The 25,065-nt window shown below is 39.8% G+C and carries 27 protein-coding genes and 2 tRNA genes; 19 read left to right on the plus strand and 10 right to left on the minus strand.

The genetic code is table 11. From position 1 onward, the window contains the following. Position 1: 1 nt before the first annotated feature. The 5 genes from galE to K1X76_02755 all read left to right on the plus strand — a co-directional run bounded on the left by galE (position 2) and on the right by K1X76_02755 (position 5,487). The gene (galE, locus tag K1X76_02735; GenBank protein MBX7147978.1) at positions 2-976 is read left to right on the plus strand and encodes a UDP-glucose 4-epimerase GalE; all 975 of its coding nucleotides are present in this window, start codon (positions 2-4) and stop codon (positions 974-976) included. 51 nt (positions 977-1,027) lie between these two features. Continuing rightward, complete coding sequence (locus tag K1X76_02740) at positions 1,028-1,228, plus strand: hypothetical protein (GenBank protein ID MBX7147979.1); 201 nt, start codon at positions 1,028-1,030, stop codon at positions 1,226-1,228. Next, on the plus strand, positions 1,225-2,781 hold the full coding sequence (locus K1X76_02745) for a sulfatase-like hydrolase/transferase (protein MBX7147980.1): 1,557 nt from the start codon (positions 1,225-1,227) through the stop codon (positions 2,779-2,781). The genes K1X76_02740 and K1X76_02745 overlap by 4 nt, the downstream gene beginning before the upstream one ends. Before the next feature lie 2 nt (positions 2,782-2,783). Continuing rightward, complete coding sequence (locus K1X76_02750; protein MBX7147981.1) at positions 2,784-4,145, plus strand: class I SAM-dependent methyltransferase; 1,362 nt, start codon at positions 2,784-2,786, stop codon at positions 4,143-4,145. 76 nt (positions 4,146-4,221) lie between these two features. After that, positions 4,222-5,487 carry a GAF domain-containing protein gene (locus K1X76_02755; GenBank protein MBX7147982.1) on the plus strand — a complete coding sequence of 422 codons (1,266 nt, stop codon included), beginning with the start codon at positions 4,222-4,224 and terminating at the stop codon, positions 5,485-5,487. On the opposite strand, the gene K1X76_02760 is transcribed toward K1X76_02755, so the two are convergent. The 4 genes from K1X76_02760 to K1X76_02775 all read right to left on the minus strand — a co-directional run bounded on the left by K1X76_02760 (position 5,488) and on the right by K1X76_02775 (position 8,381). Then, entirely contained in the window at positions 5,488-6,207 is a 720-nt protein-coding gene (locus K1X76_02760) for a hypothetical protein (GenBank protein ID MBX7147983.1), read from the minus strand. It abuts the gene before it with no gap. Positions 6,208-6,286: 79 nt separating this feature from the next. Beyond that, entirely contained in the window at positions 6,287-7,156 is an 870-nt protein-coding gene (gene ubiA / locus K1X76_02765; GenBank protein MBX7147984.1) for a putative 4-hydroxybenzoate polyprenyltransferase, read from the minus strand. Beyond that, positions 7,144-7,692: a UbiX family flavin prenyltransferase gene (locus K1X76_02770; protein ID MBX7147985.1), complete on the minus strand. Its 549-nt coding sequence runs from the start codon at positions 7,690-7,692 to the stop codon at positions 7,144-7,146. Before K1X76_02770 ends, ubiA begins: the two co-directional genes overlap by 13 nt. Further along, complete coding sequence (locus tag K1X76_02775; GenBank protein ID MBX7147986.1) at positions 7,689-8,381, minus strand: ubiquinone/menaquinone biosynthesis methyltransferase; 693 nt, start codon at positions 8,379-8,381, stop codon at positions 7,689-7,691. The genes K1X76_02770 and K1X76_02775 overlap by 4 nt, the downstream gene beginning before the upstream one ends. A 92-nt stretch (positions 8,382-8,473) precedes the next feature. Between K1X76_02775 and K1X76_02780 the strand changes: the two genes are divergently transcribed. From K1X76_02780 to K1X76_02795, 4 genes are all read left to right on the plus strand, one after another. Further along, positions 8,474-8,546: transfer RNA gene (locus K1X76_02780), tRNA-Ala, on the plus strand. A gap of 125 nt (positions 8,547-8,671) precedes the next feature. Then, positions 8,672-9,274 (plus strand): thiamine phosphate synthase, encoded by a 603-nt coding sequence (gene thiE, locus K1X76_02785; GenBank protein ID MBX7147987.1) that lies wholly within the window; start codon positions 8,672-8,674, stop codon positions 9,272-9,274. An 18-nt stretch (positions 9,275-9,292) separates the two neighbouring features. Beyond that, complete coding sequence (locus tag K1X76_02790; GenBank protein MBX7147988.1) at positions 9,293-9,517, plus strand: ribbon-helix-helix domain-containing protein; 225 nt, start codon at positions 9,293-9,295, stop codon at positions 9,515-9,517. Continuing rightward, positions 9,501-9,911 carry a PIN domain-containing protein gene (locus K1X76_02795; GenBank protein ID MBX7147989.1) on the plus strand — a complete coding sequence of 137 codons (411 nt, stop codon included), beginning with the start codon at positions 9,501-9,503 and terminating at the stop codon, positions 9,909-9,911. The genes K1X76_02790 and K1X76_02795 overlap by 17 nt, the downstream gene beginning before the upstream one ends. 135 nt (positions 9,912-10,046) lie before the next feature. Here K1X76_02795 and glpK read toward each other — a convergent pair whose 3' ends face one another. Both glpK and K1X76_02805 read right to left on the minus strand, forming a co-directional pair. After that, on the minus strand, positions 10,047-11,525 hold the full coding sequence (glpK, locus tag K1X76_02800; GenBank protein ID MBX7147990.1) for a glycerol kinase GlpK: 1,479 nt from the start codon (positions 11,523-11,525) through the stop codon (positions 10,047-10,049). Positions 11,526-11,561: 36 nt separating this feature from the next. Beyond that, a complete protein-coding gene (locus K1X76_02805) occupies positions 11,562-12,329 on the minus strand; it encodes an alpha/beta fold hydrolase (GenBank protein ID MBX7147991.1) in 768 nt (255 codons plus the stop codon). 95 nt (positions 12,330-12,424) lie between these two features. On the opposite strand from K1X76_02805, the gene K1X76_02810 reads away from it, so the two are divergent. The 5 genes from K1X76_02810 (at position 12,425) to K1X76_02830 (ending at position 14,976) form a co-directional block, all read left to right on the plus strand. Beyond that, the gene (locus K1X76_02810; protein ID MBX7147992.1) at positions 12,425-13,399 is read left to right on the plus strand and encodes a polyprenyl synthetase family protein; all 975 of its coding nucleotides are present in this window, start codon (positions 12,425-12,427) and stop codon (positions 13,397-13,399) included. A 206-nt stretch (positions 13,400-13,605) separates the two neighbouring features. Beyond that, positions 13,606-13,812 carry a hypothetical protein gene (locus K1X76_02815; GenBank protein ID MBX7147993.1) on the plus strand — a complete coding sequence of 69 codons (207 nt, stop codon included), beginning with the start codon at positions 13,606-13,608 and terminating at the stop codon, positions 13,810-13,812. Further along, the gene (locus K1X76_02820; protein ID MBX7147994.1) at positions 13,809-14,150 is read left to right on the plus strand and encodes a helix-hairpin-helix domain-containing protein; all 342 of its coding nucleotides are present in this window, start codon (positions 13,809-13,811) and stop codon (positions 14,148-14,150) included. Before K1X76_02815 ends, K1X76_02820 begins: the two co-directional genes overlap by 4 nt. Positions 14,151-14,284: 134 nt before the next feature. Further along, a complete protein-coding gene (locus tag K1X76_02825; protein ID MBX7147995.1) occupies positions 14,285-14,542 on the plus strand; it encodes a hypothetical protein in 258 nt (85 codons plus the stop codon). After that, positions 14,539-14,976, plus strand: a complete 438-nt coding sequence (locus tag K1X76_02830; GenBank protein MBX7147996.1) for a type II toxin-antitoxin system VapC family toxin — start codon at positions 14,539-14,541, stop codon at positions 14,974-14,976. The genes K1X76_02825 and K1X76_02830 overlap by 4 nt, the downstream gene beginning before the upstream one ends. Here K1X76_02830 and K1X76_02835 read toward each other — a convergent pair whose 3' ends face one another. Then, the gene (locus K1X76_02835; GenBank protein MBX7147997.1) at positions 14,977-16,353 is read right to left on the minus strand and encodes a patatin-like phospholipase family protein; all 1,377 of its coding nucleotides are present in this window, start codon (positions 16,351-16,353) and stop codon (positions 14,977-14,979) included. It abuts the gene before it with no gap. Between the two features lies 1 nt (position 16,354). Then, positions 16,355-16,639, minus strand: coding sequence for a hypothetical protein (locus tag K1X76_02840; GenBank protein ID MBX7147998.1), 285 nt, complete (start codon positions 16,637-16,639; stop codon positions 16,355-16,357). A 134-nt stretch (positions 16,640-16,773) separates the two neighbouring features. Between K1X76_02840 and K1X76_02845 the strand changes: the two genes are divergently transcribed. Next, positions 16,774-16,847, plus strand: a tRNA-Pro gene (locus K1X76_02845). 182 nt (positions 16,848-17,029) lie between these two features. Here K1X76_02845 and K1X76_02850 read toward each other — a convergent pair. Continuing rightward, complete coding sequence (locus K1X76_02850) at positions 17,030-17,881, minus strand: 1-acyl-sn-glycerol-3-phosphate acyltransferase (GenBank protein ID MBX7147999.1); 852 nt, start codon at positions 17,879-17,881, stop codon at positions 17,030-17,032. Between the two features lie 95 nt (positions 17,882-17,976). Between K1X76_02850 and ettA the strand changes: the two genes are divergently transcribed. From ettA to K1X76_02865, 3 genes are all read left to right on the plus strand, one after another. After that, positions 17,977-19,665, plus strand: a complete 1,689-nt coding sequence (gene ettA, locus K1X76_02855; GenBank protein MBX7148000.1) for an energy-dependent translational throttle protein EttA — start codon at positions 17,977-17,979, stop codon at positions 19,663-19,665. Positions 19,666-19,750: 85 nt separating this feature from the next. Continuing rightward, positions 19,751-21,070, plus strand: coding sequence for a 4-hydroxybutyrate CoA-transferase (locus K1X76_02860; GenBank protein MBX7148001.1), 1,320 nt, complete (start codon positions 19,751-19,753; stop codon positions 21,068-21,070). Between the two features lie 11 nt (positions 21,071-21,081). After that, positions 21,082-22,929 (plus strand): DUF115 domain-containing protein, encoded by a 1,848-nt coding sequence (locus K1X76_02865; protein MBX7148002.1) that lies wholly within the window; start codon positions 21,082-21,084, stop codon positions 22,927-22,929. Between the two features lie 61 nt (positions 22,930-22,990). On the opposite strand, the gene K1X76_02870 is transcribed toward K1X76_02865, so the two are convergent. Then, a complete protein-coding gene (locus K1X76_02870) occupies positions 22,991-23,347 on the minus strand; it encodes a twin-arginine translocation signal domain-containing protein (GenBank protein MBX7148003.1) in 357 nt (118 codons plus the stop codon). A gap of 185 nt (positions 23,348-23,532) precedes the next feature. On the opposite strand from K1X76_02870, the gene K1X76_02875 reads away from it, so the two are divergent. Then, the gene (locus K1X76_02875) at positions 23,533-24,996 is read left to right on the plus strand and encodes a hypothetical protein (protein ID MBX7148004.1); all 1,464 of its coding nucleotides are present in this window, start codon (positions 23,533-23,535) and stop codon (positions 24,994-24,996) included. Positions 24,997-25,065: the final 69 nt, after the last annotated feature.

The following is a 25,065-nucleotide window of genomic DNA, read 5'->3' on the forward strand; positions in this document are numbered from 1 at the left end:
TATGAAAACAATTTTGGTGACAGGTGGAGCGGGATACATTGGCTCACATATTGTAAAAAAATTAATTTCACAACAATATCAGGTGGTGGTGCTTGATAATTTTTATTCGGGTCATCGGCAATATGTAGATTCTCAGGCCGTAATTGTAGAGGGTAATACGGGTAACAGAAAAATATTGGATGATATTTTTGAAAAAAATTCTATCCATGCGCTTATCCATATGGCGGCGCATATTGAAGTAGGGGAATCGGTAGAAAATCCTTTTAAATATTATACCAACAATACGCTTAATTCTTTAAATGTTATAAAAGCGTCTATTGATCATAAGATTCCTAAAATAATTTTTTCATCTACTGCTGCGGTGTATGGAATGCCCAAGGTAAATCAGGTTGACGAGAAAACGCCACTTTTACCTATAAATCCTTATGGCCATTCTAAATTAATGACCGAGCAAATGTTACAAGATTTAGCTGCTTATTCTCAAACTAAGTATATTATTTTGCGCTATTTTAACGTAGCTGGTGCTGCGGTAGATGGCTCCATAGGTCAGGCTACTCCTCGGGCCACGCATCTCATCAAAGTATGTTGCGAGGCGGCATGTGGTAAGAGAAAGTCGGTTACTATTTTGGGTACCGACTATCCTACGCCCGATGGTACCGGTGTGCGCGATTATATCCATGTAGATGATTTAGCCAGTGCCCATATTCAATCTCTTGCTTATTTAGATAACCACCCCTCCGACATTTTTAACTGTGGTTATGGCACGGGTTATTCGGTACACGATATCATTAATACAATCAAAAAAATTAGTGGTGTTGATTTTAAAGTAATAGAAGGCGATCGCCGCGCTGGTGATCCGCCCAGTTTAACGGCCAATAATTCTAAAATAACTTCTCAAATGGCTTGGAAGCCTCAGTATAACCAGCTCGAAACCATCTGCCGTACTGCTTATGAGTGGGAGAGAAAGCTGCTTTAGGCACTTAAACATTATCTTGTCAGGTAATAGGTTTTATTATAGGAAAACCGGATGAACGGAACTTTTATTATTATTCTTTTGGTTATTTTACTAGCTCCTATTCAGAATGCTCATGCCTATCTGGATCCCGGTACTGGCAGCATGATTGTTCAGGTTGTTGTTGGTGGCTTTTTGGCGGCTTTATACACTGTAAAGGCTTACTGGCACAAAATTAAAAAGTTTTTTAAACGCTCTAAAGATATTCAAGAATGAAGCATGTTTTTACTCATGCCGGCCTACTAGTTTTTTTCATTATTTATCCATTCTTTTCATTTCTTTCGCACCATCAGTATCCTCTTTTTCGCTTAGAGCTTTTTGTAATGGTAGGGCTAAGCATTTTTTTAGTTTTGCTTGTATTTTCGTGTTTTAAGAAGCATCCCAGGTTTTATCTGGTTTTTTATTATCCTGTTTTTTTATTTTGGATTACCATTTCTCCTCATCGTATTGTTCCCCTTTCTATTTTTATTTATTCAGGAGTTTTATTGCTAGGCTGTTTTTTTGCACTTCTTATATTTAATAAGCTTCATAAGATTTTATTCTTCTTTGCTGTTGGTTTATTGCTTTCGTCTTTAATTTTAAATTTGACCAATAAAGAAAATATTCAATTAAAAAATGAGTTGCAAGCAACATTGGGTGACAATGATTTGGTTGTGTATATCATTTTAGATGAACACTTAGGAGTAGACGGTTTTCCCAAGGCTTTGTCTTCATCGTTTAAACGTAGTGAGAGCGTGAGTAATTTTTTTACCCAGAGGCAATTTACGGTATTTACCAAAGCGTATAGCCCATATTTTTATACCGAAAATGCTATACCCGCCATTTTAAATATATCATATCCCACAATGGATGGTTTTTATTTAGCCAGCGAAAAAAGAGATATAGATGATCGTTCTCTTAAGGAAAATTATCTGTTTAAATATTTTTCTAAAAAAGATTATCAGATTAGTGTTTATCAGCCCAATTATCTTGATTTTTGTACCGATAAAAATGTGGACTTTTGTTTTAGATACAAGCGTAATTCGCCTACTACTATTTTATCTCAAAATTATTCATTGCCTCAAAATTTAAGTGTGTTGGGTTCACTGTATTTGTATACCAATACAATTTTTTATGAGTTTAATAAGCGCTTTTTGTATGCTGATTTTTTTCCTATTCGTACCGGCCCCTTAGAAGCAATGCCGTCTCTCTTTTCGCATTTAAGTGCAGATGTTGAAATATATAAAACAGGAAAGCATCTGATTTTTGCACATATTTTAGCGCCTCATTCACCGTATGTTTATAATCAAGATTGCACGGCTTTAGTCCCATCGGCTTGGCTAGACAGAAGTGAGTTTAATAATGAAGGACATTTAAATTCCGAAAAGGGTTATGAAGAGCGATACAATAACTATTATCATCAAATGGAATGTACGCATAAACAGCTAGGTCTTTTTTTAGAAAATTTGCGGGCTGCGGGCTTATACGATAAGGCCACTATTGTTGTGCATGGCGACCATGGCTCAAGAATTAATCGTGCTTATAATCCATATTACGATTATAATTCTCATTTAACCCCTGAAGACTTAACAAGTTCCTTTTCTGCTTTACTCGCTATTAAAAAACCTCATCAGATGCAGGGAGGAGTAGATGTTAGGCAAAATGATTTGATTTCTATCTTAAAAACGCAATTGTATGATGAAGTGTCTTCTGATAAACCGAGTCCTGTTTATTTAAAACAAAAAAAGGGGAAGCAAGAACTTATTGCCGTACCTATGGTTTCTTTTTAATTATGACTATTACTTTAGAGAGTTCATTTCGTGATCCTTCCGGTTTTGTATTTGAACAAAACGGCCAAATATTTAGGCAGGTAAATCCTGTTTATAAAATTCATTACGATCATTTGTTGTCTTCTGGTCTCGCTCAAGATCTTATTTCAAAAAATTGTCTTATTCCCTTTATTGAAAGCCCAGATTTAAGCAAGGAAGGGGCCTATAAAATTTTAAAAGCCGAAAAAATTCCCTTTATTTCCTATCCCTACGAATGGAGTTTTTCCCAGCTTAAGGATGCGGCATTGTTAACACTAAAAATTGCATTGGCTTCCATTCAAAAAGGAATGATTTTAAAAGATGCCACAGCCTATAATATTCAGTTTTACAAAGGTAAGCCCATTCTTATCGATTTATTATCGTTTGAAAAATATGAAGAAGGAACTCCCTGGGTAGCCTACAAACAGTTTTGCCAACATTTTTTAGCGCCTCTAGCATTAATGGCCCGTGTGGATATTCGTTTGGTGTCACTGCTTAAAAATTATATTGATGGCATTCCGCTCGATTTGGCCTCACAGCTCTTGCCGTTTTCCACTAAATTTTCGTTTGCTTACCTAACGCATATTCATTGGCATGCTAAAACACAGGCAAAGTATTCGGATGCGCAAACCAAGGTGGTGCGTAAATTGCCCAAAAATTCTTTAGTAGCCATGCTGTCACATCTTCAGGATTTTATTAAAAGCCTTGAATGGACACCCCAGGGTACCGAGTGGGCCGACTATTACAGCGATACCAATTATACTTCCGGCGATCATGAGGAGAAAAAGAAGATTATTTTAGATTGTGTGGGGAGTACTGCTTATACACAAGCCTGGGATTTGGGTGCTAACACTGGGTTATTTAGCCGTGTTTTGGCCGAAAAAGGAATTCCTGTTATCTCGTTTGATATTGATCCGGCCTGTATAGAAAAAAACTACCGTCAGTGTAAAAAAGAAAATCGCGATAATATTTTACCGCTCTTTTCCGATTTAACAAATCCAAGTCCGGGTTTGGGTTGGGCACATTCCGAGCGTGATTCCATGATGGGAAGAGGGCCTGCGCCTTTAGTTATGGCGCTAGCCCTTATTCATCATTTGGCACTATCTAACAATGTGCCTCTTCATAAAGTAGCGTCCTTTTTTGGATCTATTTCCCAAAATCTTATTATTGAGTTTGTGCCTAAAGAAGATTCACAGGTTAAGCGTTTACTGGCTACTCGTGAAGATATTTTTCCGCATTATAACGAATCTGGATTTGAAGAAGCGTTTGGATCCTATTTTTCTCTTATTAAAAAACAAAAAGTAGGCAGTAGTCACCGTACTCTTTATTTCTTTAAAAAAATATAAATACTCTTTTAATCCTTTCGTACAATCCACTGATATCTTGCTATTTTAGCTCTAATTCATTAAAGTTTTAGGCTCAATGAGCCTTTTTTCCAAAAAAGCAAAATATAATTATGAGTTGGTGTTTCGTAAACTCATGAGTCAGCTTGAAACCTTAGATTCAAGTAGCGAGCATGTAGAAGAAATGATTCGCTCTATTTTGGGAATTGTTCATGCCGATAGTGGTTCACTATTTTTATATCACGATGAAACACGTCAGTTTGTTTTAAATAAGTGGGTAGGCGAAAAACCTCTTCATGTATCCATTGAGCACGATTACGAATTTTTACTTTACGTGCGCCAAATTCAAAACGTTCTTTTTAAAGACGAAATTATCCAGGAAAATCGCTATGTCGATATACGTTCATCCGGCATTCATTATTTTACCCAAATTGCCTGCCAGGGTGTTATTCCACTCATGTTAAAGAACCGCTGGATTGGTATTTTAAATATTGGCAAGCCACTTAAAGAAAAAGCTTTTGACGAAGAAGATCGCAGTATTCTTTTATTAATAGGGTATTGGTTTGGGCATCATATTTCTAATCTCACACTCTTTAGCCAAATTAAGGCACAAAATAAAAAACTGGCCGAAATTACCGAGCTTAAAAACCAGCTGATGGCCAATGTAACGCACGAGTTACGAACACCATTAAATGGCATTTTGGGTTTAACCGATCTTATTTACGAGGGTAGCGATGGTCCTATTACCGAAGATCAAAAACGTCATTTGGGAATGATAAAAGAGGCCGGTAATTCTCTGCTGGATATTGTTAATAATATACTCTCGCTTATTAAAGTGGAAGCCAGCCGCGGTGAAATTGAGATCCGCCGTTTAGATTTATCGCGCATGGTAGAAGAAGTGGCGGCCTTGTTTGAAGGAATTAATGCTGCCAATCAAAATGAATTTTTAACCTCGGTTGCTGGTAATACCACGGTATTTGGTGATGAAGATCAAATTAGAACAGTGCTGATGAATTTAGTGGGGAATGCCGCCAAGTTTACTAAAAACGGCCGCATTGAAGTAACCGCCCAGCGTAGTGGCGAAATGGTACGAGTTGTGGTTCGCGATACCGGCATTGGTATTTCGGAAGAAGACCAACACAAAATTTTTGAAGAATTTCGTCAGGCTAACGGCAGTATCACGCGTTCGTACGGCGGCACAGGTTTGGGGCTTACCATTGCTAAAAAAATCATCGAACTCCACGGCGGCCGTATTTGGGTAGATTCTATTTTAGGAAAGGGTGCCGAGTTTTGCTTTACGCTTCCCATCCGTCCTGGCAAGGTGCATGTGCAGGAATTAAACTAACTATCTTTTAAACAATATTTTATTAATAACCGATACGGGATTACGATAAATAGCAAAGCTTGAGCGGCCATATTCATCGGCTATATTAAGCGTTCTTTTTTTAGATTTATTTTGTTTCATATGCTCCAGTTCTTTAAATAAATCGGGAATGTGGTCTTGATCCCAAATTACCATTAAATTACTGTAGCCCATGGAATTTTGTGAGCTAAATCCGCACATACGTTGAGCTTGTTCAAACTGTTGGCGGCTTTTTTGTATATGACTGCCAGCATGCAAGCCGGGATCGTGATAGGTGACAGTGGTAGGAGAAATATCGGTGATGACTACGGCGTGAGGGCTGTGTCGGTCCGGTTCTAGGTAGTTATATTGAACGCAGGCAATTAACACAAAAGGTGCTTCATCATAATTATTTGCGCTATCTAAAATTAATTTATTTTTTTTTATTCCCAGATGCGCACCATTGATTAAGCAGGTAGATAAATCGTGCGATTCTAGGCATTGAGCCACAACCCAGGAGGATAAACCCGTTCCGCCTGTTCCTCGGCGGGTAAGCCCCACTTGTTTTAAAAAATAATCAAGCCAATCAGAATTATTAAAAGGATCACTCCAGGTTTTTCCATCTGCATTAGGTGAGGCCCAAGGTTTAAGATGCATGAGAGCCATGATCATGCAGTTGAGATTGCAATTAGGAGCTCCGTTAAAGAAGGGGATGTTTTTCATCCTTCATACATCGTTTATACGAGAGGGTTTGGTTTAGGCTATTTTGCGATATAAGATACTAATATTATTGATAAAAATACTAACTTTTACTTAAAAGAACTTCGGCCACCGTTCCGGCTAAAAAGATAAAACCAATCCATCCATTTACTGTAAAAAATGCCATATCTAGCTTAGATAAATCTTTGGGGCTAATAAGGCTATGTTCGTACGCTAAGAAAATAGCCATGATGGCTATAGTAATAAAGTAGATGAAGCTTAAATGGAAATTCCAGCCTATAAAAACGAGAGTGGCAATTTCTAACGCGTGAAAGAGACGGGCGATGAAGAGGGATTTTTCTATTCCCCATTTAACCACGAGGGAATAAACGCCCTTATCCACATCAAACACATAATCTTGTGCTGCGTAGATGAGGTCAAAGCCGGCCACCCAAAATAAAACGGATAAGCCGAGGAGGGCGGGAAAAAGATCAAACTGCGCTTTCACCGCAATCCAGGCTCCCAAAGGGGAAAGTCCCAGAGCAAGACCCAAAAAAATTTGCGTGTAATGGGTGAAGCGTTTAGTGAGCGAATAGAAAAAAAGTATTATTAAAGTAAAAGGTGATAATATAAAGCATAAATTATTGATATATTTAGATATTATTATAAAAAATACAGCATTAACAACTACAAATCCAATGACAAAATTGGTTTTTAAAAGTCCTTTTGGAAGATGTCTAATTTGAGTCCGGGGATTTTCGGCATCCATTTTAGCATCTACCACCCTATTAAAGCCCATGGCGGCGTTTCGAGCGGTAACCATGGCCAGCACAATTAAGATAAAAAGCTTAAAGGAAGGAAAACCGTGTGCCGCGTATAGCATGCTGCTTAAAGCCCAGGGCAGGGCAAACACCGAGTGTGAAAATTTAATCATCTCAAGTGTATGTTTAATTTTGGTGGCTAAAGCTTCCATCTTTTCATCAAATTATTGGGGATACCCAGATGATCCAGAATACGAGATGTCACCGTAGCGGCTACATCCTCAATTGTCTTTGGCTCACTATAATATGAGGGATTGGCCGGAATGAGTGTGGCGCCCGCCAGGCTCAAGGTTTCCATGTTTTTAATATGGATGAGCGAAAGAGGGGTTTCGCGCGGCACTAAAATGAGTTTTCTTTTTTCTTTCAGGAACACATCGGCCGAACGGCTGATAAGATCACTCGCCAAACCTGTAGCAATCCGCGCCATGCTTCCCATACTACAAGGCACCACTACCATAGCATCGGCCATGGCTGATCCCGAGGCGAAAGGGCAGTTAAAATCGGTATGAGCAAAAGTGTTGAAACCGTAATCTTTAATTGTGGTATTAATTTCTTCTTTTAAAATGCGTTGGCCATTGGGGCTTGCCATGAGGGCTACTTCGTGTCCGCCTTCGTTTTTAAGAAAGCTTAAGAGCTGATGGGCATAAATGGCTCCACTGGCTCCTGTAATGGCAATGACGAGTTTCATTTTACGCCTCGGATAATATCGGCAATACCAAGGGTTAATTTTTTAGCTTCAAGATTTTGAAAGCCACCTGCTTTAAAAAGGCCAATAGCTTCGCTAGTAGTAATAAAGCTATCAATAGAGTTATGTAAATAACGATAGGCTTCGCTATTGCCCGAAACTAATTTGCCCACGGTAGGGAGTAGCACATTGCCGTATGTTTTATGAAAGAGGCGGGTAGTCAAGCGGGTGGGTTTAAAAAATTCTAAAATAAGGACCACACCCTCTGGTTTTAACAGGCGGTACATTTCTTTAATGGCTTGGGTGCGATTGGGTAAATTTCTAAATCCAAAGCCACAGAAAATAACATCGTAAGAAGAATCGGGAAGTCCTGTGTTAAGGGCATCGGCACATAAAATTTGAGTGCGCGACAATTGCTCTTCATTTAATTTGGGTTTCCCCTTTTCAAGCATGGGGGCTGCAAAATCGAGCGAGGTAACAGTGGAAGCACTAAATTGATTTAAGAACTCTATAGTTAAATCGAGTGTTCCGGCACATAAATCGAGTGCATGAAGAGGGCTTTGTTTATCGGGATGAATAAGATTGATGGTTTTTTTTCTCCAGCGTTTATCGATACTAAAACTTAACAAATGATTGAGTAAGTCGTACGTAGGAGCAATATCAGAAAAAAGGCCTTTAACGTCGGTGTTCATAGATAACAGCCTGATATCCCATCAATATACGGCTTACAAGTTATTATTGACGGAAGTATTATAATACTGTTAAAAGGTTCGCTCTCAAATTTGGGGACGTAGCTCAGCTGGGAGAGCGCCGCAATGGCATTGCGGAGGTCGACGGTTCGATCCCGTTCGTCTCCACTTTTACTTGGTTTATCTCGGGGCCTGTAAGGCCCTGAGAGAAACCTAGAAAAAGTGTGTCCTTAACCGAAGGTTAAGGGCCACCATATTTTATTTGAACCGGCAATAAAAAAGCCGGTTTTTTTATGCATTTATCCAAAGGTTTCTATCCCATTATCGACGAATCTCTCTTAAAAGAACAAAGTCCGTATCAATTAGCTGAATATTTTTTATCGAAAGGATATCAAACTCTCCAGCTGCGTCTTAAGAATTATAAAATAGAAGATTTTTTGCCAGTCGCTCAAGAAATTTATTATCTCAAAATTCATAATCCTTTTACCTTCATTATCAATCATCACGTAGATTTAGCCCGTGAGTTAGGAGCGGATGGGGCGCATCTCACTTACCAATCAATGAGCGTTGCCGAGGCCAGAAAAATATTAGGGCCTGATAAAATTATCGGTGTGTCTGTGCATTCTAGAGAAGAAGCGATTCAGAAAGAAAAAGAGGGAGCAAACTATGTTACCCTCGGAGCCATCTATAAAACTAAATCAAAACTAGAAGATTATCCGGCGTTAGGCCTTGATGTTTTAAAAAAAACCTGTGCGGCGCTTCAAATTCCCGTGTTTGCTATAGGTGGGATAAATAGCAGTAATATCAATGACGTTACAAGTGTTGGAGTGGCTGGTTTTTGTGCTTTAGGGGCTGCATTTGAGACAAGTAAGGCATTGACTAATGATAACAAATAATATAATTTTGTTATCATGATGATTCGCACCCAAATTAGCCTTTCTCAGGATGAATATAAGTCTGCAAAAAGAGAAGCGGAGAAGCGGGGTTTATCTTTAGCTGAATTATTAAGACGTTCTTTAAGAAGTATTATTCCAGTATCCAAAGAAAAACCATGGATGAAGTATGCAGGCATGGTTGATTCACAAAATCCCAATTCCAGTCAAGAAATAGACGATATTATTTATGGCCAAAAAGATTAGTGTTTATGTTGATACGGGTGCTTTTATCGCGTTTTTAGATCAGGCCGATACGTTTCATCCTCTTTTTTTAAGACTTTTCAGTGATCCTCCCAAATTATTAACCTCATCATTAGTTATTGCAGAGGCTCAGGCGTGGTTTTTAAAACGTTACGACTCCTACAAAGCTTTGCAATTTATGAGCTTTATAGAAGATTTAAAAAATCTGGAAATTCAAGGAATGGAAAAAACAGATATTGCTGGGGCTACACGTGTATTAAGAGATTATTCTGATCAAAAACTTACTTTAGCTGATGCGAGCGGTTTATGGTTGATGAAAAAATTTAAAATAAAATCCTGCTGGTCTACAGATAGACATTTAAATCTAACAGGAGTGCCTTTAGTCATTTATCAATAACTAACAGTCTGTTGACAAAGTATGTTTTAACCACCTGTCATTCTGAGCGCAGCGAAGAATCCCGTTAAAATTACTCCAGATCCTTCGCTGCGCTCAGGATGACATTGCTTATAAATCGACTTTGTCAACAGACTGCTAAGCTTTTTTAACAGCTGCTACCCAGCCTTTTAACAGTTCATCCCGTTTCTTTTTATTAATCATCGGCGTAAACGCAGCATCTTCTTTCCAGGAAGCTTTAATCTCATCTTGGTTTTTCCAAAGCCCTACAGCAAGTCCTGCCAAGAATGCAGCACCCAAGCCTGTGGTTTCCACCATTTTGGGACGAACAAGAGGAGTACCCAAAATATCGCTCTGAAATTGCATCATCAAATTATTAACCGAGGCGCCACCATCTACTTTAAGCTGTTTTAATTTTCGTCCCGAATCTTTTTCCATGGCCGTTAAAATTTCCATTTGCTGAAACGCAATGCCTTCAAGCGTGGCGCGAGCAATGTGTGCTTTTGTGGTGCCGCGCGTAATACCGCCAATTACCCCTCGCGCATGCGGGTTCCAATGCGGAGCTCCCAGGCCAGCTAAGGCTGGAACAAAAGTAACGCCGCCACTATCAGGAACTTCTGATGCTAATGCTTCAATTTCGGAAGAGGAATGAATCATTTTTAAACCATCGCGTAACCACTGAACAGCAGCGCCAGCAATAAAGCTGGAACCTTCCAGCGCATACGACACCTTGCCACCCACTTGCCAAGCAACCGTAGTAACAAGTCCTTTTTTAGAAAGGATAGGTTTGGGGCCAATGTTCATCAGTAAAAAAGAGCCTGTGCCGTAAGTGCATTTGGCTTCGCCCATACCAAAACAAGCTTGGCCAAAAAGTGCTGCTTGTTGATCGCCAGCAATGCCGGCAATGGGAATGCCATCGGGTATGCCTGGCACGTTTTTAGTAACGCCATAAACGTGAGAAGAAGGGCAGATGCTGGGTAAAAGAGATTCGGGAACGGTAAGAAGTTTTAACAGCTCCTTATCCCAAGCCAGCGTTTTTAAATTCATCAGTAGGGTACGTGAGGCATTGGATACATCGGTTACATGACTTTTTCCATTTGTAAGTTTCCAGGTTAAAAAAGTATCAATAGTACCAAAGGCCAATTGTCCATTTTTAGCCTGCTCACGGGCACCTTTTACATTGTCTAATATCCATTTAATTTTGGTACCCGAAAAATAAGGGTCGAGTAAAAGTCCTGTTTTGGCACGTACGTTTTTTTCTTTACCCGATTTTTTTAATTTTTCACACAGCGATGCTGTGCGCCTGTCTTGCCATACAATGGCTTTATGAATAGGTGCAGATGTTTCTCGATTCCAAACAACAGTAGTTTCACGCTGGTTGGTAATGCCAATGGCGGCAATACGTGCAGGATCCATACCGGCAAGTAAAAGTGCCTCGCCAATTGTTTTAACCGTAGATTGCCAAATCTCATTAGCATCGTGTTCTACCCAACCTGGCTCAGGATAATGCTGAGTAAACTCGTTATTTTTTTTGGCTAAAATGTTGAGGGCTTTATCTAAAATTAAAACGGTGGTACCGGTGGTGCCTTGGTCGATGGATAAAATTAGGTCTTGCATAATAAACTCCCTCAAGTGTTTTAGCTAAGCTAAGAGTTATAAAAATCGGTTAAAAAATTCTGAAACTTTTCCCGCCACTAAATCTTTTTCGTAGTCAATTGTAATGACATGATACGAGTTTTCTAGTGTGACTGTTTCGGTAATATTAGAAGATACTTTTTGTGCTACTTTCATCATGGAATCGTAAGGAGCTGTAGAGTCGTGTCGTGAGTGAACAAGTAGTAGAGGGGTTGTAATTTTTTCCAGAGATTCATGCACCAAATTTTGCAATTCCATAATGCTAGCAACACACGATATGGGCATTTTATCGTAATTCCAAAAATTCTTTTTGGCCATGGGGTCTTTAATATCAACTTCAAACTTTTTTTGAAACTTCCATACTTTTTTAATGGGGGTGCCAAATACAATAGGTAATAATCCGCGCACCCAGCCCTTCAAATAGAGTGGCGTTGCCAGGCACGCTGCACCCGAAATGGATTGAGGATAATCGATACACAATTTAAGCGACAAAAGGGCACCCATAGATAAGCCACACACAAATACTTTAGAACATTGCTCGTTAAGTTCCATGTAGGCCTTTTGGGTGCTTTGATACCAATGGTGCCATGTGGTTTGAGCACATTTTTCAGGGGTTGTGCCGTGGCCATCCAAAAGAGGTGCGTTTACGCTAAATCCTTGAGCATGGAGTTCATTAACTACGGGGCGCATTGAATCGGGAGTGCCGGTAAACCCATGAAGTACTAAAACTCCAGCCCCGTTGTTGCCGGTTTTTACAATTGAATCAATCTGAGGGTTATAAAACATAGTGGGTTCTATACTGGATATTCTGTTAATTTCCAATGAGTTTCTGGTGCTCTTTTTTCTTTGACTCTTAAACTTTGCCATAATAGACGCTAAGCATGGACATAAAAGAAATTTGTATTCCCATTGCCGCCGATATCAAACATTTGGACGAGTTTATGAGCGCAAGTCTTGTTTCCAAGGTTCCTTTTGTTCAGGGTGTGGTGGAATATGTGATTCAAAATGGTGGTAAACGCCTGCGTCCTATTCTTACAATTCTTTCTTCCAAAGTATGTGGGGCTCGTGATGACAGCGGTGTTCGCGTTGGAGCCGCTATCGAATTTTTGCACACAGCCTCTTTACTGCATGATGATGTAATTGATAATGCCCAGATTCGCCGTGGTAAAAAGTCGGCCAATAACAATTGGGGTAATCAGGTGAGTGTGTTGGTGGGCGATTTTTTTTACTGTCGTGCCATGGATATTTTGGTGAATCAGGGAAGTCTTAAAGTATTGCGTGTTATTACCGATGCGGTAACCACCACTACCGAAGGTGAAATTTTTGAAATTACCAAAACAAACGATGTAGAACTTACCGAAGCCGATTACATGAAAATTATTGATGGCAAAACGGCAGCTCTTATTGCGGCTTCGTGCCAGGCTGGTGGTATTTTAGGAGGGGCTTCAGAAGAATTACAATTATCACTTTATAAATTTGGCCATTATGTAGGGCTTGCTTTTCAATTGATGGATGACATTTTAGATTATACGGCCGATGAAAAAGAATTTGGCAAGGTAAACGGTGGTGATTTAAAAGAAGGTAAATTAACTTTGCCACTCATTGCAGCCATGAAGAAGTCAAATAACGAAGAACGTCATTTTATTAAAAATATTCTTTTATCTACTTCTATGAAGCCAGAAGATTTTTCCCGTGTTTTAGACCTTATCAAAAAATACGACGGCATCCAGGAAACCATTATTTTAGCCAAAAGTTATGTGTCTAAAGCAAAAGAAAGTTTAGACTATTTGCGTCCCTCACTAGAAAAAGAAGCGCTCATCAATATTGCCGATTATATTACCGAACGCCGCCATTAAGAGTCTCAATACTGTTTCATATTGGGACTGTGTTTGTTTCAAAATCGGACTCTTGCGCTATGCCTAAATTTTTATCCAATAAAATTTTTAGCGAATAACATTTTGTTTTTTCTGCATTTTATTTTTTCATCTCACTATTTTTAATTTTGGCATTCTGCTTGCTTTCTCTCCAGCCAAAACCCATGGGGTTTTTGAAAGGAGAGAATATGAGTAGCGAATTAAAAGATGTGTATGTGATTACCGAAAAAAATAACGACGAAAAAGCGCAGTGGACGAGGGTGGGAACCGCCATTGTTAACCGCGATCAATCGCTCAATGTTATTTTGGATATGATTCCACTCTCGGGAAAACTGCATATTCGCAATCGTAAAGTCTCTGTCAATAAAGCCCCAATTAAAGGAGAACACAAATGAAACAATTCATCAGCATGATGATGTTAGTAGTAACCTTATTTGCGGCAGGTGCAAGCTTTGCCGCTTCTCAAAAAAACTATAGCGGCGTGATTAACGTCAACACCGCTACTGCTCAGGAACTCATGATTTTACCCGGCATTGGCGAAGCCAAAGCTAAGGTAATCATTGAAGCCCGCACGGCTAAACCTTTTTCCAAAAACGAAGACCTTTTAAATGTAAAAGGAATTGGTGAAAAAACCTTGGCCGCTTGGCAGCCCTATATTGTGTTTGAAGGACAAACCACTTTAAAAGAAGTGGCCGCTAATGATAACACGCAAGCCGCTGTTAAAAAGCAGTAGAAAAAAGACCGCACCTTCGTAAACTTCCGGCGGGGGTGCGGTCATTTTTTATTGTAACTATATGTATTTATTATATATTTAACTTTTATAGCATATAAGATGCTAAATATTGACATCAAAGGTGTGTATTTATTATGATTGATCTCATGAAACGAGCCACATTACTTTTGGAGAACGGGATTTACGAACAAGTGAAGTCACTCAGTCGTAAAAAAGGTTTAAGCATTAAAGAAGTGATTAATGACTTGTTAAGATTGGGCCTCAATATATCGCGAGAAAATAATTCTAAAAAAATAAAAGTTAAAATCCCCGTTTTTCATAACATGAAACCTCTTCCTGGTTTTGACGTTTCAGACAAGAGTACATGGGATTTTCTTGAAAGAAAACTATGAGTATAGCCATTGATACTAATATTTTTATTTATGCGCAGGTCAGTTTTTATTCTCAACATAAAAAAGTAAATTCTTATTTAGAAGCTCTTCTTAATTCTGGAAATATTTTTTATATTAGCTGGCAGATATTTTACGAATATTGTCAGGTGATGACTTATCCAGGTTCGTATATTAAGCCTATGTCAATTCAAGAAGCGCTGAGTGCTTTTAATTTTTATTTAACTCATCCTTCTTGTCATCTTCTCAAAGAAACCACCGAGCATACTTCTGTTTTTGAAAGTTTGATTCAAGAGCTGCCATCCAGCAAAGGAGTGTTTATTCATGATCTTCATTATGCTACTTTGCTTAAAGAAAACGGCATTAACACGGTAGTGAGCTGCGATACTGATTTTAAGAAATTTGATTTTTTAAAGGTAATTAACCCGGCTTTGTAGTTATCTTCTTCCACCAGAAACTACGCGAAAACCTTTTTTAGGTTTAATAGAGGTATCTTCTAAAACTTCCATAACGATTTGATCGTCAAAGTTGGATTTAGCCATGCGCATAGCATCCATATCAACGCGTTCGCGCGTAAATTGGAGGCCATGTTTTTGCATGATGGGGGCAATTTTATCAAAATTTTGATTAATAGATTCGGTAACCGAGTGAAAACCCTGAGAAGCTGCTTTAGCACGGTTCCAAAAGAAAAGAGGATTGAGAGCAAAAAAATCGCTGTCGTCTTCGGCGGGTTGCAGCAAAATGACATCTTTTTTAAACGAGGGATCTTCACGGTAATTTTGGATGACCGCCATAAGGCGTGAATGAAAAAGAGTACGAAACACCTGGTTAAAAATCATGCCGATGCCCCAGTTAGAAATACGTTTCGATTTGGTGACGTAATGATTTTCTTCACGTAAATATTCAATCACCAATTTATTATTAAAAGGACGGAAAGGGTTGTAGCAAATAACCAAGTCGGCGCCTTTAGCCACAGCAATATCAATATTGGCCGTATTGCGCACACCACCATCTATGTAATCAACGCCTTTAAGACAGGCTGGTTTATAAAAACCAGGGATGGCGGTAGAGGCTTGGATAGCTTCAGAAATGGTAACATCATTTTTTTCGTCAGGGCCAAATACCACTCGCTCTGATGTATCTAAATCCATGGCCGAAATATAGAGTGAGCGGCCCGACATGCGTTTTAAAACCTTAAAATTATTGGTCATCCGGTTGCTTTTCATATTATCGCGGATGAAGTTTTCAATAGAACTGTTATCAAATAAACCCGAGGGCATGAGCTCGCCAATGGTGGGGATGGTTCGGGTGGCATACATCACGCGCAAAAGAGGCGTCATAAACTGTTCGTAGGTAGAGTACGAGGGGTGCAGCAGCAGTTCCTTTAAATTTTTAACCAAGTCCAGTTTGAGGGATGGAAAAGCTTTGATTAAATCGTAAATAATGCCCGGAAAAAAAGTGAGATGCCCGTAAACAAATTTAAGAGGGCGTTCCAAAAACTCTAAAACATTGGGGCGGTATAAATGAAAAGGGGAGAGTTGCGAAAATTGTTTGGATTGGCCATCTAAACTTGCCAGCATTTCCTCCGGCGGAATGCCGCCGGCCAAGGGGGCAATGAGAAAAGCACCGGCCGATAAGCCTACATAAATATCAAAATTAGTAACTTTTTTATTAACCAGGTAATCGTTTAAGGCTTTAAGACCACCTACTTTAAAAGCGCCTCCCGAAATGGCACCACCGGCCAACACTAAAGCAATTTTAGAGGCTTCTTTTTTTTGGGACGGTTGAAATTTGTTAATAATTGTTAAACCCATATCACACTACAAAAATATCGCCGGCATCCAAACGGATGCCAAATATTTTGCTTAAAATGAAGTAGAGCACCAATAGGCTTGCAAATAAGGTAAAAAATGACCCGATGGCAACACCAACTAAAAAAACGGCTAAAATAAGAGCCACAACAGCTACAAGCGGTGAAAAAAGACTATCGTTTTTGGTGACATAGGTGGGGGTGAAATAAACAAGGGCATTTTCCATCTTTTTAAACCAGATGTCCCACTGCCGGGTTAAAAAACCGGGTATGAACTGTTTCCATGTCATGATCTTTTTTAAGTAAAAGACTTGGGTTTAAATGTCAATGGTTGGATGTAAGGTTCAATGAACTATGTTGCGCATTTGATTGACTAATTTTGAGGTCTATATTAAAGGACCGCACCCCTTCTTGTAGTACCGGACGGGACGTAGCGCAGCCCGGTAGCGCACTCCCTTGGGGTGGGAGTGGTCGCTGGTTCAAATCCAGTCGTCCCGACATAAGAAGCCTCTTAGTGAAAACTAAGGGGTTTTTTTATTGGTGAAGAGTAACCCTCTCCTGACTTCCCCCTTAATCTAAGGGGGAGGGACATGTGTTTCTGATAATATCTAGTCCTCCTCCCTTAAATTACCCCACAGGGGCCGCTTCGAGGAGGGAGGAGACAGAGGTAGGTTACTCTTCTACAGTGGGATAGGAAAAGATTTATTTGTATAGAAATAAGCTAATAGTTCATCTTTCTCTTCAAATACTTTTAGCAGCCAGTCCGATAAACCTTTTTCATCTTGAGGTAATTTGGAGAGCTCATAACGGCGTACGTATAAATGTGCGCGGCGTACTTGCCCAGTCATCCATTGCCATAAATCGGGTGGAGGATTTTCTTCGTAGCCGATGGTGAGGTCGTAAACAACCGTGGCGTGGTTTTTTAATCCTTTAACGGTACCTACAAAACCCTTGGTACGAGGAGTAAGTACATAATTGAGAGGTTTTAAACCGTTTTTGATAGCGTACTCCCGGCTTTTAGCAATTTTATGCGGACGTGACCGTGTTCCTTCTACAAACGAAATGATCCACATGGGAACTTTATATTGAATGAGGGTTGCAAAAGTTTCTTCAATTAATTGTTGATCGTCCATCCAGTTACGCCTAATAAAAAGTGCATCTAAAAAATTAAGGCCCCAACCCACGCCGGGAACTTTCTGCAAACTTTTTTTAACAAACCATTTTAAATCGCCTAAACGCTGTTTGGTGAGTGCGTATTTAAGGAGCACCAAAATATCGGTCATGTTTTGATGGTTGATGATGACAATGGCATTTTCTTTAACAGGCACATTATCGCCGCTAATTATCACTTGTGTGCCGTTAATTTTTTCGGCCCACAGTACACACATGCCCCACCAGGTGTTGGCAATAAAACGGTTAATTTTTCTAAACACCGGTTGCGAAAAAGGTTTTACTACAATACTTGCCATTTGAAAAATATTGGCCAGCATCAAGGTGGGAAAGAGTACGAGGGAGGCTATGGTGCCGCGCATATTATTCCCTATTTTTTTGAAAAACCCATTTACTTTCATGCCTGTGTCTTTTAATACAAGTATTCTATATAAAGCAATAAACATGTGGAGACTCTATGGCTGAAGAAAATCAAAAAATTATATTTTCCATGGTGGGGGTATCTAAAACCTATCCACCCAAAAAGCAGGTTTTAAAAGATATTTATTTGTCATTTTTTTACGGCGCCAAAATTGGCGTATTAGGTTTAAACGGTTCTGGTAAATCGAGCCTCCTCAAAGTGATTGCCGGGCTCGATAAAGATATTACCGGCGAAGTGACTTTTTCCAAAGGATTCTCCATCGGTTTACTCGAACAAGAACCCCAGCTCGATCCCACCAAAACGGTTCGTCAAATTGTAGAAGAAGGTTGCGGCGAAGTAGTGGGCCTTCTCAAAGAATTTGAAGCCATTAATGCTAAATTTGCTGAGCCCATGGATGACGATGCGATGACTAAACTTCTCGAGCGCCAAGCCGCTGTGCAGGAAAAACTGGAAGCTTCTGGGGGTTGGGAACTGGACACCAAGCTTAATTTGGCCATGGATGCCCTCCGTTGCCCCCCGGATGATGCACTTATTAAAAATTTATCGGGTGGTGAAAAGCGCCGCGTGGCGCTGTGTCGGCTTTTGTTACAAGAACCGGATGTTCTTTTGCTGGATGAACCAACCAACCATTTGGATGCCGAATCTGTTTTTTTCCTCGAACGTCATCTCCAACAATATAAGGGTACTGTTATTGCCGTAACCCACGATCGCTACTTTTTAGATAATGTGGCGGGCTGGATTTTAGAACTCGATCGCGGGCATGGAATACCCTGGAAAGGTAATTACTCCTCCTGGTTAGAGCAAAAAGAAACCCGTCTTAAACAAGAAGAAAAGATGGAAAGTAAGCGCCAAAAAACTTTGGCTCGCGAACTGGAGTGGATTAATAAAAGCCCTGAGGCCCGTCGTTCTAAAAGCAAGGCGCGTATTGCCAATTATGAGCAGATGCTCAAAGAAGATAGTCAAAAGCGGGATGATGAATTGGAAATTTATATCCCACCAGGACCTCGCTTGGGTCAGCAAGTGATCGAAGCCAAAGGCGTTAGTAAAGCCTATGGCGATAAACTCCTATTTGAAAATCTAAATTTTGCACTCCCTCAGGGCGGTATTGTGGGTATTATTGGCCCTAACGGTGCCGGTAAAACAACCCTCTTTAAGATGATTATGGGTTTGGAAAAACCGGATAAGGGTACATTTACCGTGGGTGATACGGTAAAACTGGCTTATGCCGATCAGAACCGTTTTGATCTTTCGGATAAACGCACGGTGTATGACGTCATCAGTGGTGGGCATGAAAATATAAAGTTAGGCTCACGCGAGCTTAATTCACGTGCTTACGTGTCGCGTTTTAATTTTTCGGGTACTGATCAACAAAAACCTATTAACGTTCTCTCCGGTGGTGAACGTAACCGTGTGCATTTGGCTATTACTCTAAAAGAAGGTGGTAACGTTTTGCTTTTGGATGAACCGACCAACGATTTGGACGTGAACACACTCCAGGCTTTGGAAACCGCCCTCGAAAATTTTGCCGGTTGCGCCGTTGTTATTTCGCATGATCGCTGGTTTTTGGATCGCATTGCCACGCACATGTTGGCTTTTGAAGGCGATAGTCAGGTGGTGTGGTTTGACGGCAATTTTTCGGACTACGAAGCTGATAAGCGTCGGCGTTTGGGTGACGATGCCGATAAGCTCACGCGTATTAAGTATAAGAAGTTTAAGAAGGAATAAGAAAAAGTGAATGGTGGATAGTGGATGGTGAATAGTAGAAGATCTTTTTGTCTTTCCATCCACCATTAACCATCCACTATCCACTATGTTTTCTCTCAAAGAAATCCTTTCTCTCTTTAAACCAACCGACACCCTGGCGGTGCCGCTGGCTAGTGGTCAGCCGTTAGCTCTTTTAGAAGCGCTTGCCGAGAGAAGTGACTGGGAGCATCTTGAAATTTTTTGCGGACTTTTACTCAATCCTCATCCCATCCTTTTAAATCCCAAAGTATTTATTAAAAGCGGGTTTTACGGCCCTATTGAACGTTTGATGAATGCGCAGGGGATGCATATGGAATATATCCCTCTGTCATTTACGGGCATTGAGGACTATGCCATTAAAACAAAGCCGCGTGTTGTAGCGGCGGTTTTATCGCAGCCCGATTCGGAAGGCTTTTGCACGTTTGGAACGCATGGGGCGGCGGTGTATCGTCCTTTTATAGAAGCTCTGGACGATCCCAAGCGCATAGCCATTGCCGAAATCAATGCCACCATGCCTGTTGTTTACGGTGATTCTCTTCATGGTGACAATAAAGTTCATATATCCAAACTTAAATATTCTTACGAAGTAAATTATCCGCAGCCGCAAATGAGCACTTTTAGTGTATCGCCCGAAGATGAGGCTATTGCCGAGCATGTTGTTAAACTTGTTGAGGAGGGTGATACTCTCCAATTTGGTATTGGTGCTATCCCCAATTTAATTGCCGAAAAGTTAGCGCAGTCGTCAAAAGGTAATTTTGGTATTCATTCCGAACTTGTATCGGATGGTTTTTTAAAATTATGTAAGGCCGGTAAAATTACAAATCATTCAAAAGGTATTTTTCCTAATCGTAGTGTTTTTGCTTTTGCTTTTGGTTCACAAGAACTTTACGATTTTTTAGATGAGCGGAACGGCCACAATAAACGCTCATCTGTTTGTTTGCCGGTATCGGTTGTGAATGAACCCTATCTCATGGCCCAAAACCAGCATATGGTGAGCATTAATTCGGGCCTCATGATTGATTTTGCAGGGCAGGTGTGCAGTGAGGCGATTGGGCTAAAACAATACAGCGGCGTAGGTGGACAGCTCTCGTTTGTTCAAGGGGCTAATCAGGCGCGCCATGGCAAAAGTATTATTTGTCTTAAATCTACGGCTAATCTGGATGGAAAACTCATTTCCAATATTTATCCCACGTTGCCACAAGGAAGCCTCATATCTACTCCCCGGCATTACACCCAATATATTGTCACCGAATATGGGGTTGCTAATTTGTATGGGGTATCGGATGAAAAACGGGCTGAAAAATTGATTGCAATTGCTCACCCAGGGTTTAAAGAAAGCTTAAGGGCAAAATGGGAAAAAATAAAAATTCAGTATTATAAAAACTAGTTTTTCCCATTATGACCAAACTATTCGAAAAAAATAAAAAGCTTTTAGCGCGCTATTACCCTCAACTTTTTAAAAGAATAATAGAAGAGATTAATCGTGATGATCTTTTTTCTCTCTTATCTGATTATAAAGAATTATATCAGCCCAACCTTAAAGCTTGTGCCCAACAGTCTATAAAAGAAGCGAATATCAAAAGACCTAAAATTATTCTTTTGTATGGGAGCGGCCTTGGCGTTTGTTTAACAGAATTATTAAAAAAAATAGAAGGTGAAACGCGCCATATTTTAGTAATCGAAAAATCACTCTCTCGTTTTTGCGCTTCTTTAGCGCTAATAAATTATGAAAAAATTTTTAAGGATAAGCGCATCCGTTTTTTAGTGGGGGCCAACGAGAATCTTGATTTTGTTGATTTTTTTATTCCATTAGTACGCTCGTCTGAAAGTGTTTATTTAAAATCGATGGCCGTGGTACTTGATCCGGTTTTAACTACTGAAGACGAAGAATATTACGAAAGAGTAGCTCAGTCTTTTTATTTGGAGGTTAAACGTAGCAGTTATTATCTTAATGTGCCCCCCGAAGATACTTACTATGGTTTTCTTAATAGCATTGCTAATTTAAAAGAGTCTCTCACTATACCCTTGTTTGACTCTTTAGTGGGTAAATTTAAAGAGACTCCCGGTATTTTGGTATCCACGGGGCCTTCTCTTGTTAAAAATTTAAAATGGCTTAAAAAAGTGCAAGATAGAGCTATTATTGCCTGTTGTGATTCTGCTTTAAAGATATTGTTAAAAAATGGAATTACACCTCACATTGTAGGTTGTTTAGAACGCGTTCCAGAAACACGTCTTTTTTTTGATGATTTACCCAAACTCCCTCACACTTATTTTTTAACCTGTCCTATTGTGGCTCCCGATACTTTTAAGGTTTATAAGGGGCCCAAAATGCAGATGATGCGTGGGTTGGCCCAGCTCAATTGGTTTTTTCCTGAAGCTAAAAATTATTTTACCGGTAATTCGGTAAGTCACATGCTGTACATGGCTCTTTTATGCATGGGGTGCCCTACCGTTTTTTTAACGGGCCAAGATTTAGCCTACGACCGTTATTCTTCCAAAAGCCATGCTGCCGCCATGCCTAAGCTTATTGAAAATTTTAATGCTAACATGCGTAACGAAGCCAAAGAGAGAGCTATAAAGGAGGGGAGCGAGTCTTCTTTAATGGTAGAAGGCAATAACGGTGAACCTATTTTAACTGGCTACTGGCTCAATCGTTTTAGAGAAATTTTTAACGACATGCTGCGTTCTGCTTCTTCTAAAACATACAATGTGATCCCGGTCGATTACGGCGCAAAGCTTGATTTTGTAGAGCGTCTTAACCCGGATGAAGCTTTAAATTATATCCCGCAACATAAAAAAGATATCTCTAAAACCATTAAAAATTATTTGGTGTCGCCCCCATGGAATAAAAAATTAATGAAACAACGCGTGCGTGTATCCATTAAATATTTGGAACACTATTTTGAGACAGCTCAAGAAGCCTTGCATAAAATAGAGGTGGTTAGGCAGTATTTGGTATTAAAATCGGATGAGGATCCTTGCGCCGTTGCAGATTTTTTTGAGGAATTAAGCTTTTTGTTAAAGTCTATTTGTGTAGATGACGATGGTTTTTATAATACCTTTTTTGCTTGCCAAATACAGCATGTAAGCAAGCCCTTGGCTTTGCAGGCTCAGGCGGCTCTCAATAGGGTACAAGAGAAGGGGACCGAGAGTTTAGAGAAACTTAATGCGATGTATTTTTGGTTTAGTACGGTACATTTTTGGTCGTCACGTATGCTGTGGAAAATAAAGCAGGTCCAATTATAGATGCAAAAAAAAGCCCCGAAATAAACGGGGCTTTTTTAAAATCAATTTGCTGTATTAAAGCTTAAGGTAAATGATCGAGTAACCATTCACATAGGGCTTCGGGGTCACGAGCCAAGGCATTGCGTAAGCGATGTCTTATGGCTGGTGGCAATCCCTGAAACATGGAAGGTGATAAGTCGGTGGCACAATCAGATAACTCATACACAGTATCCTGAAATGGACCATAGCCTGTACATTCAGACAGATAGTATGTGTCTATTGCACCGGGTATCGTTGGATTCAATGTATCAGCACATTGATAAGCAAAGGCGTTGATTGGGCGAGCTACTAAAACTCCAGCTACAAGAGTAGCCGTGTTTTTTAAAAAATCACGGCGAGAATTTTTCTTATCCATTTTTTCTCTCTCTAAATTTCCCATGCCCGGTTAAAATTAGGATAGAGATAATTGTAAAGATTTAGACCGTAAGGGTCAAGAGGGTAGAATAAAATTTTTAATAGGGCTAACCCCTATTTTTATAGCTTAAAAATTCTCTTAATTTCACAAAATCCACGCAACAAAATCACCTAAGCTATCGATAAAGGAGGTATCTCTGGGGAGGGACTATGGGCATTTCAATAAATACATCATTATTAAGTAACGTTTTCATTAATAACCAATCGGCTGAAGCCATAGCAGTTTTGGGTAATAGCAAACTTTTAGAAATAGCTGATATTGAGCAGTCATTTTTGCTTTCAAACAAGAGCGATGCGGAGGCTATTTTAAATAGAGTGCTTCAAGAGGTAAAAGCCCGTCCTGGCAGTGACTATGCAGTTCGTCTTGAATTTAATTATTTACCCATAGCTGTGGCTTCTTCTTGTGCGGATGGTTCTGTATTTAATTCCCGTTATCCTCAACAAAGTTGTTTAAGCATTTCGGTTTCGCCTCATGATTTGCCTGTAGGCAATTGGGAACCCAATAATTATGCCAACATCAGCCAGTGGTTGGATGGTTTAAGTGTGTATGATCCCCAACATCTTTTATATTTAACCGATTGTGACAACACCTTATGGGCGGGTGATGTTACTGATGACGCTGTTTTTAAGGCTGCTGTAGAAATGGGACTTATTAGTTGGAAAAATACGCAGCCGTTTACGGATAGACCACTTCCAAAACCAGACATGACTGTTTTGGAATATTACGATTATCTGGATAGTATAGATCCTTTTTTATCCTATAATTTCCCTCTGCAGGCTTTTAGCGGTTTAACATTAAACGATATGAAGAAAGCTTTTGATTATGCGAGCGACCACGGTATGTTGCCGGTACCGTATCGAGAAATGCGCAATTTGGTGCATACCTTACAAACTCGGGGCGTTGGCGTGGGTTTTGTATCGGCCTCCAGTTTTCCTCTTGTAGCGCTTATGCTGGAAGAAAGTGGTTTTACCGATGGCAAAGCCGGTTTTGGAAGTCTTGCCTATGTAGAAGGGGTAGATGGATATGTGATTGACCCTAAAGATCCCAATAAAAAAGAAATTCTTTTATCCGATTTGGTGCAAGCCAAAGCTCTTACTTCGGCCAGCCAAATGTTTGAAGAATTTGGCAATTATATTTTTACTTTTAGGCCCAGTGAAATTTTAAATGGTCGTGAAGGAAAAGAAGTAGGGGCTTTATCTATTGCCCAGCGACATGCCCAGCGTTTGCATTTATCGGCCGATGAAATTTATGCGGCTGGTTTTTCGGGCGATAATATTGCTCCCTTTGCCGATTTGCCAGGGTTTAGCCCTCGTGCACAAGGCAACGACCAAGGTTTAGTACGGGCATTGCCTTTTGTGACTCATCCTTTATGGCTTAATATTTACCGCGGTAAATTGACCCAAACAGGATTAGACTTGAAGAATAAAAAATCTAACTCCGATAATTTTTACGATTTTGTGGATCAAAACGCTACTTTGCACCAAAATGTATTTGTAGTTAATCAATTGGGTATTGCTCGGGCAGATTTGGCCAATCGAGATCAAGTAGGTTCTTTTGTTCCTCAAGCTATACCAACAGATGCCACCGATGTTGTTAGTGATGTAGGATTGTAACCCCCCAATTTCCCAACAAAAAGCTTTACTTTTGAGGGTGCTTTATTATAGAAGCACCCTTCAAATTTT

Source organism: bacterium, assembly GCA_019695305.1.
Classification (GTDB): Bacteria; UBA10199; UBA10199; order UBA10199; family JAIBAG01; genus JAIBAG01.